A 12,917-nucleotide genomic window follows, 5' to 3' on the forward strand; every position below is an offset into this window, starting at 1 on the left:
GGCACATAAGCTGGCCTTATGAGCATGTCGTCATCCACGCCCGCCACGCCTCCCACGTCCCCCGTGCCCCCGGAGGCACCGCTCGCCCACCGCGTACCCGACCTCGGGGCGCTGCAGCTGCTGCTCGCGGTGGCCCGGCTCGGCAGTCTCGGGCGGGCGGCGCGGGAGCTGGGCATCACGCAGCCCGCGGCGAGCAGCAGGGTGCGTGCCATGGAGCGGCAGCTGGGCGTCGCGCTCGTCGACCGCTCGCCCCGCGGCTCGCGCCTCACGGACGCGGGCGCCCTGGTGACCGACTGGGCGGGGCGGATCGTGGAGGCGGCCGAGGCCTTCGACGCGGGGGCGCAGGCACTGCGCGACCGGCGTGACTCGCGGCTGCGGGTGGCGGCGAGCATGACGATCGCCGAGTATCTGCTGCCGGGCTGGCTGATCGCCCTGCGGACCCAGCGCCCTGACACGGCGGTGTCGCTGCTCGCGGGCAACTCGGCGGCCGTCGCGTCCCGGCTCCTCGCGGGGGAGGCGGACCTCGGCTTCGTGGAAGGGCTCACCGTGCCGGGCGGGCTCGACGAGGTGGTCATCGCGCACGACCGCCTGGTCGTCGTGACGGCGCCGGGACATCCGTGGGCGCGACGCAGGAAGCCGCTCGCCGCCGAGGAGTTGGCGGCGACACCACTGATCCTGCGCGAGGAGGGCTCGGGCACCCGGCAGGTCCTCGACGCGGCGCTCGGCGGTCTCGCCCGCCCCCTGATCGAGCTGTCCTCCACGACCGCGGTGAAGGCCTCCGCGGTCAGCGGCGCGGGCCCCTCGGTCCTGAGCGAGCTCGCGGTGGGCGAGGAGCTTGCTGCGCGGCGCCTGGTGGAGATCCCCCTGGCGGACGTGCGGCTGCGCAGGGAGCTGCGGGCGGTCTGGCCGACGGGGCATCGGCCCGCGGGGCCGGGGCGGGACCTGCTGGCGTTGACGCGGAGTGGGACGGGGGCGCGGGGGGCGTAGGCCGTGCCCGTATCCCCGCGCCTCCGCATCCGACGTGCAAACAAAGTGTTCACAACAAACTGTTGACTATGGATCGTGTGTCGTTCCATGCTGGACGCATGCCGAATCCCGAGCAGGCCCAGACCCCCGACCCCTTCGCCCCGCCGCACCCCGAACAGGCCCGCGCCCAGCGTGTGTACGCGGCCCTGATGCGCATCGCCGAGCGGCACGCGGCCGACGGCGAGCAGCGCGGGCGGCAGGTGCACCCCACCGTCCTCGCCCCGCACGAAGCGGTGCGGCTCGTGTCGTTCCTGATGAGCGGCGCCGCCAAGCCCGTCGAAGGCGAGCCGGACGTGGACCATGCCGACATCACCGCGGCGCTGACCCTCCTGCCGCTGGTCCGCGGCGAGCTGGACGAGCTGGAGACCGGCCTCCTCCAGATGGCGCGCGGGCGCGGCATGACCTGGCCGGAGGTCGCCTTCGGCCTCGGCCTCGGCACTCCGCAGGCGGCCCGGCAGCGGTACGAGCGGCTGGTCTCCCGCACGGGAAGCGGAGAGGAGTGAAAATCCCTGGCGGGGACGGGCGGCGGATGTCCACCATGGGGCATGATCCCCACCGCACCCCCGGCCACCGGCGTCCGCACCTCCTGGCAGCACCTCCCCGCGCACGTGCGCGGCGCACTGGAGGCCGAGCTCGGTGCGCCCGTGACCGAGGCGGTGACGCAGCGCGGCGGATTCTCGCCCGGCGTCGCCGCCCGGGTGCGGCTCGGCGACGGGCGGCGCGCCTTCGTCAAGGCCGTCAGCTCCGAGGCGAACCCCGGCAGCCCCGACCTGCACCGCGCCGAGGCCCGGAACTCCGCGGCCCTGCCCGAGGCCGTGCCCGCGCCCCGGCTCCTCGCCTCCTACGACGACGGCACCTGGGTGGCCCTCGCCTTCGAGGACGTCGAGGGGCGTCAGCCCGAAGTGCCCTGGCGTGCCGCCGAGTTCGAGCGCGTGCTCGGCGCCGTGGCGGAGCTCGCGCGGGCCCTGACGCCCGCGCCCTTCGCCGCCCCGTCCGCCGTCGAGGCGGAGGCGGAGAGCTTCCGTGGCTGGGAGCAGCTGATCGAGGCGGGAGCCGAGAGCGACGAGCGGCTCGACCCCTGGGCCCGCCGCAATCTGCACGCCCTCGCCGAACTGTCCGCCGCCTGGCCCCGGTTCGCGGCGGGTGACACCCTCGCCCACGGCGATCTGCGCGCCGACAACATGCTGCTGACAGCGGGGGAGCGCGTCGTCTTCGTCGACTGGCCGCACGCCGTGCGCGCCGCGCCCTGGTTCGACCTGCTGGTCATGCTGCCGTGCGTGCGGGCGCAGGGCGGACCCGACCCGGAGGCCGTCTTCACCGCCCACCCCGTGGGCCGCGATGCCGACCCGCGGGGCGTGACGGTCACGCTCGCCGCCCTCGCCGGGTACTTCGTACGGGGATCCCTGCGGCCCGACCCGCCGGGGCTGCCGACCCTGCGCGCCTTTCAGGGCGCCCAGGGCGCGGCCGCCCTGGACTGGCTCAGGAAGCGGCTCGGACCAGCGCTGCCATGACGCGCGTGTCCTCGCCCACCTCGGGGTGCCACTGAACCCCCAACGCCCAGGCGGGCGAGGGGAGTTCGACGGCCTCGACGGTGCCGTCCGCCGCGTGTGCGCAGACCACGAGGTCCTTGCCGAGCCGGTCCACCGCCTGGTGGTGGTAGGTCGGCACGGCCGTCTCCTCCGGGGCCACGCTCGCGTACAGCGTGCCGGGCACCGGCTTCACCGTGTGCGTGCCGAAGGCGCCCACCCCGCCCGTGTGGCCCTCCATGTGCTGCACCAGCGTCCCGCCGAGCGCCACGTTCATCAGCTGCATGCCCCGGCAGATGCCGAGCAGCGGTGTGCCGGACGCCAACGCCGCCTCGATCAGGGCGAGTTCCCAGGCGTCCCGCTCCCGTGCGGGCGGCCCGGTCCGCTCTTCGCGCTCCGCTCCGTACCGCACGGGCTCGACATCGGGCCCGCCCGCGACGACCACGGCGTCGAGACGGGCGACGACGGACGCCGCGTACGAAGGGTCGTCCGGCGGCAGCATCGCGGCGATGCCGCCCGCCGCCCGCACGAGCCGTGGATACCCGGCGGGCAGCAGGGCCGCGGGCAGCTCCCACACGCCCCAGCTCACCTTCGACTCCAGATACGTGCTGACTCCGATCAGCGGCCTGGTGCTCACTGCGTTCTCCCTCACCGTGGTGATCAGTTCCGTTCCAACTCTGCTTCCGCGGCGGCGAGCGCCGCGAACTCCTCCTCCGGCGCGCGGGCCACCAGGTGCTTGCGGCTGTAGATCCCGAAGTAGGCGATGGCCACCACGTACACCACGAGCGCGATGAGCGCCGCCGTCACGTCCACCAGGAACGTCGCGACCAGCGCGGCACACGCGAGGACCAGCGCCACGGACGACGTCAGGACGCCGCCGGGCGTGCGGTAGGGGCGCTCCAGGTTCGGTTCGCGGCGGCGCAGCACGATGTGCGAGAGCGACATCAGCGCGTACGAGATGGTGGCGCCGAACACCGCGACGTTCAGCATGCGGGCGCCGTCCCCGGTCGCCGCGGCGAGGGCGAAGCCGATCGCGCCCGGCACGAGCAGGCCCAGGTAGGGGGCCTTGCGGCTGCTGGTGAGCGAGAGGAAACGGGGGAGGTAGCCGGCCCGGGAGAGCGCGAAGAGCTGGCGCGAGCCCGCGTAGATGAGGGAGAAGAAGGAGGCCACCAGGCCTGCGAGCCCCGCGTAGTTGATGACGCGGCTCAGGCCCGTCGCCTTGCCGTCCGGCTGCAGCGCCTCGACCAGCGGGTTGCCGGAGGACTGGATCGCCGCCGAGCCGCGCGCGCCCGCCGAGGCGAAGAAGGTGAGCAGCGCCAGGACGACGAGGATGCACAGCGACCAGCGGATGGCGCGCGGCAGTGTGCGCGCCGGGTCCTTGGTCTCCTCGGCGGCCAGCGGCACGCCCTCCACGCCGAGGAAGAACCACATGCCGAAGGGGAACGCCGCCCAGATGCCCAACAGGCCAAGGGGGAGCCAGGAGTTGGCGCCGAAGGCGTCCGCGTCCACGGGGATGTCGTTGAGCTTGGACGCGTCGAAGTCCATGAGCGCCCCGACCGCGAAGACGAGGAGGGCCGCCACCGCGATGCCGGTGACGACGAAGCTGAAGCGCAGCGCCTCGCCCACGCCCCACAGATGGATGCCGATGAAGATCACGAAGCAGGCCAGATAGACGGGCCAGCCCGAGGTCAGGCCGAACAGGCCGAGCGACTCGACGTAGTCGCCGATGAAGATGGAGATCGCGGCGGGCGCCAGGATGTACTCGATCAGGATCGCGGTGCCGGTCAGGAAGCCGCCCCAGGGGCCGAGTGCCCGGCGCGCGAAGCCGTAGCCGCCGCCCGCCGTGGGCAGCACGGACGACAGCTCGGCCAGCGAGAAGACCATGCACGCGTACATCACGCCCATGAGTGCCATCGCGATGCCGAGGCCGCCGAACCCCCCTTCCGCGAGGCCCGAGTTCCAGCCGGAGTAGTCGCCGGAGACGACATAGGCGACGCCGAGGCCGGTGAGCAGCACCCAGCCCGCGTTGCCCCGGCGGAGCGTTCTGCGCTCCAGATAGTCGTCCGCCGGTTCGGCGGCGCTCGGCTTGGTGGACTCCACGGTCATGGCACGGCTCCTATGCGGCGGCGCTGGGGCTTGGCGGCTGGGGGACTCAGCCGAGGTGACTCAATGGAACGGATCCATACCTTTGTCGTGCCGGGTGGGAGAAATCAAGCCCCTTGCGTTACGCCGCGGTTAATCGCGCCTCACGTGCTCACGTCAGAAAGCCCCGCAGCAGCGCCGCCGTCCCCGCGCAGTGCTCCCGCATCATCTCCCGCGCCCCGTCCGCGTCCCCGTCGAGCACGGCCTCGACCAGCGCGGTGTGCTGGCGCTGGGAGTGCTCCAGGTTCCGTACCAGGAGGGGGATGCAGTCGAGCAGGTCGTTGACGGTGGCCCGCACCGCCGCGTACTGCGCCGTGAGCGTCGGTGACCCGCACAGCTCGGCGAGCGTGAGGTGCAGCAGCGTGTCCAGCCTGCGGTACTCCGAAAGCGGGGCGTCATGGGTCTGCGCGAGCGCCGCGCGCAGCCGGTCCGCCTGCTCGTCGCTCAGGCCGTGCGCCGCGCACAGACCGGCCGCCCCCACCTCGAGGACCTCGCGGAAGCGCAGCGCGTCCTCCACGTCGACGTCCGCGACCCTGCGCCGCAGCTCGTCCTCGCCGGGTGCCTCGGGGCGCGGCCGCACGAACGTGCCGCCGTAGCGCCCGCGGCGCGACTCGACGAGGTCCTGGTCCTGCAGCACCTTCAGGACCTCGCGCAGCGTGACCCGGCTGATGCCGAGGCGGTCGGCCAACTCCCGCTCCGACGGCAGGCGTTCGCCGCCGGGCACCAGGCCGAGGCGGACCACCTGGAGGATCTGCTCCAGGGCCTCCTCGAAGCCGTTGCCCGCCCGCACCGGGCGAAGGACCTGCGTCAGCCGGTCGTCGTCCTCGGACGCGGGCGCCGTGCCCTCTTCCGTGTGCGACATGCCCGTACCCCCTTCCCAAGCAATGGTTCTCCGCAATACCTTATGGCTCCCGGCTGACCCAAGGAGGCTTTTCCCGTGGCAGACCGCACACCCCCGCTCGCCGTCGAGGAGCTCCGCTCCCTCGTCGCGAGCGGCGAGATCGACACTGTCGTCCTGGCCTTCCCCGATATGCAAGGGCGGCTCCAGGGCAAGCGGTTCGCCGCCCGCTTCTTCCTCGACGAGGTCCTCGAACACGGCACGGAGGGCTGCAACTACCTCCTCGCCGTCGACACGGAGATGAACACCGTCGACGGATACGCGATGTCCTCCTGGGACCGCGGTTACGGCGACTTCGCCATGCACGCCGACCTGAGCACCCTGCGCCGGGTCCCCTGGAACGAGGGCACCGCGATGCTGATCGCGGACCTCGCGTGGAACGACTCCTCGCCCGTCGTGGCCGCGCCCCGGCAGATCCTGCGCCGCCAGCTGGACCGGCTCGCTGAGCTCGGCTTCACGGCCCACGTCGGCACGGAGCTCGAGTTCATCGTCTTCAAGGACACCTACGAGCAGGCCTGGGACGCGGGTTACAAGGACCTCACGCCCGCCAACCAGTACAACATCGACTACTCGGTCCTCGGGACCGGCCGGATCGAGCCGCTGCTGCGCCGCATCCGCAACGACATGGCGGCCGCCGGGCTCGTCGTCGAGTCGGCCAAGGGGGAGTGCAACCCCGGCCAGCACGAGATCGTGTTCCGCTACGACGAGGCCCTCGTCACCTGCGACCAGCACGCCATCTACAAGACCGGCGCCAAGGAGATCGCGTCCCAGGAGGGTGTTTCGCTCACCTTCATGGCCAAGTTCAACGAGCGCGAGGGCAACTCCTGTCACATCCACCTCTCGCTCCAGGACGCCGACGGCAACAACGCCATGGCCGGTTCCTCGGACGACCCCGGCGGAATGTCGCCCGTCATGCGGCACTTCCTCGCGGGCCAGCTGGTGGCGCTGCGCGACTTCTCCCTCCTGTACGCGCCCAACATCAACTCCTACAAGCGTTTTCAGCCCGGCTCCTTCGCGCCGACCGCCGCCGCGTGGGGCTACGACAACCGCACCTGCGCGCTGCGCGTGGTCGGCCACGGCCGCTCCCTGCGCTTCGAGAACCGGCTGCCCGGCGGCGACGTCAACCCGCACCTCGCGGTCGCGGGGCTCATCGCCGCGGGTCTGTACGGCATGGAGCAGAAGCTCGAACTGCCCGACGAGTGCACCGGAAACGCCTACACCGGCGACTACGAGCATGTGCCCACCACGCTGCGCGAGGCCGCCGAGCTCTGGGAGAACAGCCCCATCGCCAAGGCCGCCTTCGGCGACGAAGTGGTCGCGCACTACCGCAACATGGCGCGGGTCGAGCTGGACGCCTTCGACTCCGCGGTGACCGACTGGGAGCTCCGCCGCTCCTTCGAACGCATGTGAGGAACGACTTGCTGCAGGTACTCAACCCGGCGACCGAAGAGGTCGTCGCGTCCGTCCCCGCCGCCACCGCGGCAGACGTCGACGCCGCCGTCGTCCGGGCCGCAAGGGCCCAGGAGAAGTGGGCGGCCACCGCCCCCGCCGACCGCGCGCGCCTCCTGCGTCGCTTCGCCACCGCCGTCGACGAACACGTCGAAGAGCTCGCCCTGTTGGAGGTCCGCGAGGCCGGGCACGTCATCGGCAACGCCCGCTGGGAGGCGGGCAACGTCCGCGACCTGCTCGACTACGCGGCCGGGGGAGTGGAGCGCCTGAATGGCCGTCAGATCCCCGTGCCCGGCGGCCTGGACGTGACGATCCTCGAACCCCTCGGCGTCGTCGGCGTCATCGCGCCCTGGAACTTCCCGATGCCGATCGCGGCCTGGGGCACCGCCCCCGCCCTCGCGGCCGGCAACGCGGTGCTCCTCAAGCCCGCGGAGACGACCCCGCTCACCGCGCTGCGCCTGGCCGAACTCGCCCTGGCGGCAGGCCTTCCCGAGCACCTCTTCCAGGTCCTGCCCGGCACCGGGGCCGAGGCGGGCAACGCCCTCGTCGAGCACCCCGGCGTCGCCAAGATCGTGTTCACGGGCTCCACCGGCGTGGGCAAGCAGATCATGGCCAAGTGCGCCGACCGCGTGAAGCGTGTAACCCTCGAACTCGGCGGCAAGAGCCCGAACATCGTCTTCGCGGACGCCGACGTGGAGGCCGCCGCGCTCGCCGCGCCCGGCTCCTTCCTCGACAACTCCGGCCAGGACTGCTGCGCCCGCACCCGCATCCTGGTCCAGCGCTCCGCGTACGACCGATTCGTCGAGGTCCTGGCGCCCGCCGTCGAGTCGTACGTCGTCGGGGACCCGGCCGACGAGAAGACCCAGATGGGCCCGCTGATCTCCAAGTCCCAGCTGGAACGGGTGCGTTCGTACGTCCCCTCGGGCTCCGGGATCCACGGCGCGGTGCCCGAGGGCCCCGGCTTCTGGTTCCCGCCGACGCTGCTCACCGACGTCGCCCCGGACGCGCCCGTCGCCGTCGAGGAGGTCTTCGGCCCGGTCGCCGTCGTCATCCCCTTCGAGGACGAGGCCGACGCGATCCGGCTCGCCAACTCCACCGAGTACGGCCTGTCCGGCTCGATCTGGACGCGGGACGTCGGCAGGGCGCTGCGCGTCTCGGGGGCCGTGCGGGCCGGGAACCTTTCCGTCAACTCCCACTCCAGCGTGCGCTATTGGACCCCCTTCGGGGGCTACAAGCAGTCCGGGCTCGGCCGCGAACTCGGCCCCGACGCCCTGACTGCCTTCACGGAAACCAAGAACGTCTTCATCAGCACGGAACGCACCGACAGCACGGAGGCCTGAGCAACCATGACCGACCAGACCATCTGCCGCCGCCTGGTAGGCCGTACCGCCGTCATCACCGGAGCCGGCAGCGGCATCGGCCTCGCCACCGCGCGCCGCCTCGCCTCCGAGGGCGCCCACGTCGTCTGCGGCGACATCGACGATAGTGCGGGCAAAGCCGTCGCCGACGAGGTCGGCGGGATCTTCGTGAAGGTCGACGTGACCGACGCCGAGCAGGTCGAGGTGCTCTTCAAGACGGCCTTCGACACCTACGGCTCCGTCGACATCGCCTTCAACAACGCGGGCATCTCGCCGCCCGACGACGACTCCATCCTGGACACGGGTCTGGAGGCCTGGAAGCGCGTCCAGGAGGTCAACCTCACCTCCGTGTACCTGTGCTGCAAGGCCGCCATCCCCTACATGCGGCGCCAGGGCAAGGGCTCGATCATCAACACCGCCTCGTTCGTGGCGCGGATGGGCGCGGCGACCTCGCAGATCTCCTACACCGCGTCCAAGGGCGGCGTCCTCGCCATGTCCCGCGAGCTGGGCGTGCAGTTCGCCCGTGAGGGCATCCGCGTCAACGCGCTCTGCCCGGGACCGGTCAACACCCCGCTCCTGCAGGAGCTGTTCGCCAAGGACCCCGAGCGCGCGGCCCGCCGCCTCGTGCACATTCCCGTGGGCCGCTTCGCCGAGGCCGAGGAGATGGCGGCCGCGGTGGCCTTCCTCGCCAGCGACGACTCCTCGTTCGTGAACGCCACGGACTTCCTCGTGGACGGCGGTCTCACCGGGGCCTACGTCACCCCGCTGTAGGCCCCGCCCACCGGCTCCCCCGCAGTTCACCCAGCAGCCACCCACCCGTCAGCCGGGCGTCGCACGACGCCCGGCTGACCTGCGTAAATACTGGAGCGTGTTCGTGAACTTCAAGCGCCGCGCCGCCGCGGCCACCGCCGTACTCGCCGTCGCCGGAGCCGGTCTCGTCACCGTCCAGGCCACCGCGGAAGCCACTCAGCCCGCCGCCCACACGCGGCCGAAGGCCTGCCCCGACCTCACCGTGTCGAAGGGCTGGTACGGCGACAACAAGGCGCGGCTCCAGCGCATGGTGGACCGGTACGGCCGCTGCGGTGAGGGCGCCCACAAGGGCGGCGCCAAGCCCGTCGCCACCTTCGACTGGGACAACACGGTCATCAAGAACGACATCGGCGACGCCACCATGTTCTGGCTGCTGCGCAACGGCAGGATACGCACGCCCGAGCGGGGCGACTGGCGCACCACGAGCCGTTACCTCACCGCCCCGGCGGCCAAGTCCCTGGCGCACGCCTGCCCCGCCACCGGCACCACCCTGCCCACGCACCGCGACACCGCCTGCGCCGACGAGGTCCTCTCCGTCTACAGCGAGGGCACCACGACCTCGGGCAAGGCCGCCTTCGCGGCTTCGACCACCGCCGCATGGAGCCGCAGTACGCCTGGCTCGCCCAGCTCACCCGCGGCTGGTCGACGCGCCAGGTCAAGCAGTTCGCGGCCGCGGCACGCAAGGAGAACCTCGCCGCGCCCATCGGCACGGAGCAGAAGGTCGGCACCCACGAGGTGACCGGCTGGGTCCGCTACTACGACCAGCAGCGCGACCTGATCCGCACCCTCAAGAAGGCCGGGTTCGACGTGTACGTCGTCTCCGCGTCGCCCGAACCGATCGCCGAGGTGTGGGGCAGGGGCGTGGGCATCGACGCGAAGCACACCATCGGTATCCGCAACGTCACCGCGCACGGCAAGCACACCGCCCGCCTCAAGGGTTGCGGCACCGTGCGGGACGGCGACGACTCGATGATCACGTACATCGACGGCAAGCGCTGCTGGATCAACAAGGAGATCTTCGGCGTGCGCGGCGCCGCGGCCGAGAAGGTCCAACCGGCGGCGAAGCGCCAGGTGTTCGCGGCGGGCGACTCCGACACGGACGTCTCGTTCCTGCGCGACGCCACCGGTCTGCGCCTCGTCCTGAACCGCAACAAGAACGAACTGATGTGCCGCGCCTACGAGAACGGCGACGGCCGCTGGCTGGTCAATCCCATGTTCATCGAGCCCAAGGGCAAGAAGACCGACTCCTACCCCTGCGCCACCACCGGCTACATCGAACGGGACGGCAGGGAGGGCCCGGTGCGCCGTACGGACGGCTCCGTGATCCCCGATCAGAGGGACACGGTGTACGGGGCGTCTCCGGCATCGTCAGCCTCGTAGGACTGATGTACGGTCCACTCACATGCGTAACAGAAACATTTTGGCGCTGACCCTGGCCGCGGCCGCCACCTTGGCGGCCGTGCCGGCAGCTCTCCCCGCGGCCGCCGCCACGCCCGCGAACTCCCTGATGTCCGGTGGGCATTGCCCGCAGCTCTCGACGAAGCTGGAGTGGCACGGCAACAACCGCGCCAAGCTCCAGCGGACCATCGACGAGCGCGGCACCTGCGCGAACCCGGACCTGGGGCACGGCAGGAGCAAGCGCCCGGTCGCCGCGTTCGACTGGGACAACACCATCACCAAGAACGACGTGACCGACGCGACCATCGCCTGGGCGCTGCGGCACGACAAGATCCTGCGCCCCAAGAGCTGGAAGTCCACCAGCAAGTGGATGACCGACGAGGCCGACCGCGCGCTCACGAAGGCGTGCGGCACCGAGGTGCCCGTCGGCAAGCCGCTGCCCACCTCCACCAACACCGCCTGCGCCGACGAGATCTTCGAGGTCCGTGAGGACGGGAAGACGATGAGCGGCGCCGCCGCCTTCGCGGGCACGTGGGACCACCGGCACACCGTCCCGCAGTACGCCTGGGTGCCGCAGCTCTTCGCCGGGCACACCGTCCGCGAACTGGAGACGTACGCCGCGAAGGCCCGCAAGGAGGCCCTCGCCGCCCCGGTCGGCGCGACGCAGACCGTCGGCACGCACAAGATCCCCGGGTACGTCCGCTACTACGACCAGCAGCGCGACCTGATCCGCACCCTCAAGAAGGCCGGGTTCGACGTCTACATCGTCTCGGCGGGCTCGGAGCCGGTGACGGAAGTCTGGTCGAAGGGCGTGGGCATCGACCGCAAGCACACGGTCGCCATCCGCTCGGTCCTCGACCGCAAGGGACGCATCACCACCTGGAACCAGGGCTGCGGCGGTGTCCCCGTCAACAAGGGCGAGGCCATCCCGTACATCGACGGCAAGCGCTGCTGGATCAACCAGGAGATCTTCGGGATCAAGGGCAAGAAGGCCTGGGAGAAGCAGGACTTCGCGCACCGCATCGCGCTCGGCGGCGGCGACGCCGACACGGACGTGACGTTCGTCGGCGACGCCACCGGCGCGCACCTGGTCCTGAACCGCAACAAGAGCGAGTTCATGTGCCGGGCGTACGACAACGCGGACGGCCGCTGGGTCGTGAACCCCATGTTCATCGAGCCGCTGCCGCAGAAGAGCGGCACCTACCCCTGCTCGACCGCCGCGTACAACGAGCACGACGGGAGCAAGGGCCCGGTGCTGCGGGAGGACGGCACGGTGGTGCCGGACCAGCGGGACTCGGCGTACTGAGCGGGACTCGGTGTACTGATCGTCGGACGAAGTCCTAGAGTGCCGGGATGAGCATGTCGCCGCCGCCCGGCTGGTACCCGGACCCCCACCAGCCCTCCGTCGAGCGCTGGTGGGACGGGTCCGCCTGGACCGAGCACCGGCGTGCGCCCGAGAACGCCCAAGTCGCCCCGGAACAGCAGGGGTTCGGGCCGCCTCAGGCCACGACCTCCGTCATGCCGGTGGCATCGGCGGGCGGCGGCGGCCGCGCGAAGGTGATCGCGCTGACCGTCGCCGCGGCCGTCCTCGTCGGAGCGATCGTCACGGGCGCCGTCGTCCTCGGCGAGGACGACGGCGACCCGGAGGGCGGCAGCCCCGCGCCGACCACTCCCGCCGCCACGAGCCCGACGCCGTCCGCCACGGAGAAGTCGGCGTCGCCCTCGCCGACCGACACCGACCCGAACACCCTCGTCGACGACCTGAACGGCATCACGATCCCCGTCCCCAAGGGCTGGGAGAAGGACGACGACACCATCGGCGGCGGCGCGACCATCCAGACCCCGGACATTGTCGACTGCCCCGGCGACTCCGGCCTCTGCCGCGAGGGCACCGTCACGTCGAGCACCTCGACGGGCACGGACGAGACGGACCCCAAGGCCCTCGCCCGCGCCGACATCAAGGACGCGGCCGACGCGGCGTACGACAAGGACAAGCTGGACAACAAGCCCTACGGCGGCATCACCAGCACCAAGAAGGTCAAGGAAGGCCAGGTGGCGGTCGCGGGCCGCAGCGGCTACTTCGTGCGCTGGCGCGTCCACACCGCCAAGGGCGACGGCGGCTACGTCCAGTCGCTCGCCTTCGCGTCGAGCGTCGGCTCGGAGTCCATGATCATCGTCCGCTTCGCCGTCGGCGCGGGGGACGGAGCGCCGCCGGTCTCCGTCATGGACGAGATCACCAAGGGCATCCGCTCGGTCGACGACAGCGCGACGGGCGGCGGCGTGGGCAACGACGTGGGGGCGACGCCCTGA

The 12,917-nt window shown here is 71.7% G+C and carries 12 protein-coding genes; 9 read left to right on the forward strand and 3 right to left on the reverse strand.

All coding sequences use genetic code 11. The features are described from left to right. Window positions 1-24 precede the first annotated feature (24 nt). From AB0B50_RS08445 to AB0B50_RS08455, 3 genes are all read left to right on the forward strand, one after another. Entirely contained in the window at window positions 25-987 is a 963-nt protein-coding gene (locus AB0B50_RS08445) for a LysR family transcriptional regulator (protein ID WP_362328228.1), read from the forward strand. A gap of 98 nt (window positions 988-1,085) precedes the next feature. Next, window positions 1,086-1,529 carry a DNA-binding protein gene (locus AB0B50_RS08450; protein ID WP_362327608.1) on the forward strand — a complete coding sequence of 148 codons (444 nt, stop codon included), beginning with the start codon at window positions 1,086-1,088 and terminating at the stop codon, window positions 1,527-1,529. A 42-nt stretch (window positions 1,530-1,571) separates the two neighbouring features. Continuing rightward, complete coding sequence (locus tag AB0B50_RS08455) at window positions 1,572-2,537, forward strand: aminoglycoside phosphotransferase family protein (protein ID WP_362327611.1); 966 nt, start codon at window positions 1,572-1,574, stop codon at window positions 2,535-2,537. Here the strand turns inward: AB0B50_RS08455 and AB0B50_RS08460 are convergent. From AB0B50_RS08460 to AB0B50_RS08470, 3 genes are all read right to left on the reverse strand, one after another. Next, complete coding sequence (locus tag AB0B50_RS08460; protein ID WP_362327614.1) at window positions 2,506-3,189, reverse strand: gamma-glutamyl-gamma-aminobutyrate hydrolase family protein; 684 nt, start codon at window positions 3,187-3,189, stop codon at window positions 2,506-2,508. The genes AB0B50_RS08455 and AB0B50_RS08460 overlap by 32 nt on opposite strands. A 23-nt stretch (window positions 3,190-3,212) precedes the next feature. Continuing rightward, on the reverse strand, window positions 3,213-4,658 hold the full coding sequence (gene eat / locus AB0B50_RS08465) for an ethanolamine permease (protein WP_362327617.1): 1,446 nt from the start codon (window positions 4,656-4,658) through the stop codon (window positions 3,213-3,215). A gap of 148 nt (window positions 4,659-4,806) precedes the next feature. Further along, the gene (locus AB0B50_RS08470) at window positions 4,807-5,556 is read right to left on the reverse strand and encodes an FCD domain-containing protein (RefSeq protein ID WP_362327620.1); all 750 of its coding nucleotides are present in this window, start codon (window positions 5,554-5,556) and stop codon (window positions 4,807-4,809) included. 75 nt (window positions 5,557-5,631) lie between these two features. Between AB0B50_RS08470 and AB0B50_RS08475 the strand changes: the two genes are divergently transcribed. The 6 genes from AB0B50_RS08475 to AB0B50_RS08500 all read left to right on the forward strand — a co-directional run bounded on the left by AB0B50_RS08475 (window position 5,632) and on the right by AB0B50_RS08500 (window position 12,917). Beyond that, window positions 5,632-7,002, forward strand: coding sequence for a glutamine synthetase family protein (locus tag AB0B50_RS08475; protein ID WP_362327623.1), 1,371 nt, complete (start codon window positions 5,632-5,634; stop codon window positions 7,000-7,002). 8 nt (window positions 7,003-7,010) lie between these two features. Then, a complete protein-coding gene (locus AB0B50_RS08480) occupies window positions 7,011-8,381 on the forward strand; it encodes an aldehyde dehydrogenase family protein (RefSeq protein WP_362327625.1) in 1,371 nt (456 codons plus the stop codon). 6 nt (window positions 8,382-8,387) lie between these two features. Beyond that, a complete protein-coding gene (locus AB0B50_RS08485; RefSeq protein ID WP_362327627.1) occupies window positions 8,388-9,170 on the forward strand; it encodes a 3-oxoacyl-ACP reductase in 783 nt (260 codons plus the stop codon). Between the two features lie 636 nt (window positions 9,171-9,806). Beyond that, window positions 9,807-10,589: a haloacid dehalogenase-like hydrolase gene (locus AB0B50_RS08490; RefSeq protein ID WP_362327630.1), complete on the forward strand. Its 783-nt coding sequence runs from the start codon at window positions 9,807-9,809 to the stop codon at window positions 10,587-10,589. Between the two features lie 22 nt (window positions 10,590-10,611). Beyond that, entirely contained in the window at window positions 10,612-11,913 is a 1,302-nt protein-coding gene (locus AB0B50_RS08495; protein WP_362327633.1) for a haloacid dehalogenase-like hydrolase, read from the forward strand. Between the two features lie 47 nt (window positions 11,914-11,960). Further along, window positions 11,961-12,917 (forward strand): DUF2510 domain-containing protein, encoded by a 957-nt coding sequence (locus tag AB0B50_RS08500; RefSeq protein WP_362327636.1) that lies wholly within the window; start codon window positions 11,961-11,963, stop codon window positions 12,915-12,917.

The sequence above is a fragment of the Streptomyces sp. NPDC041068 genome (assembly GCF_040647455.1).
GTDB lineage: Bacteria > Actinomycetota > Actinomycetes > Streptomycetales > Streptomycetaceae > Streptomyces.

What these genes read in the sequence shown, in the direction of transcription:
- AB0B50_RS08490 (WP_362327630.1), top strand. Translation starts at nt 9,807, where the DNA reads ATGGAGCCGCAGTACGCCTGGCTCGCCCAGCTCACCCGCGGCTGGTCG.
- AB0B50_RS08500 (WP_362327636.1), top strand. Translation starts at nt 11,961, where the DNA reads ATGAGCATGTCGCCGCCGCCCGGCTGGTACCCGGACCCCCACCAGCCC.
- AB0B50_RS08450 (WP_362327608.1), top strand. Translation starts at nt 1,086, where the DNA reads ATGCCGAATCCCGAGCAGGCCCAGACCCCCGACCCCTTCGCCCCGCCG.
- AB0B50_RS08445 (WP_362328228.1), top strand. Translation starts at nt 25, where the DNA reads ATGTCGTCATCCACGCCCGCCACGCCTCCCACGTCCCCCGTGCCCCCG.
- eat (WP_362327617.1), bottom strand. Translation starts at nt 4,658, where the DNA reads ATGACCGTGGAGTCCACCAAGCCGAGCGCCGCCGAACCGGCGGACGAC.
- AB0B50_RS08455 (WP_362327611.1), top strand. Translation starts at nt 1,572, where the DNA reads ATGATCCCCACCGCACCCCCGGCCACCGGCGTCCGCACCTCCTGGCAG.
- AB0B50_RS08470 (WP_362327620.1), bottom strand. Translation starts at nt 5,556, where the DNA reads ATGTCGCACACGGAAGAGGGCACGGCGCCCGCGTCCGAGGACGACGAC.
- AB0B50_RS08485 (WP_362327627.1), top strand. Translation starts at nt 8,388, where the DNA reads ATGACCGACCAGACCATCTGCCGCCGCCTGGTAGGCCGTACCGCCGTC.
- AB0B50_RS08495 (WP_362327633.1), top strand. Translation starts at nt 10,612, where the DNA reads ATGCGTAACAGAAACATTTTGGCGCTGACCCTGGCCGCGGCCGCCACC.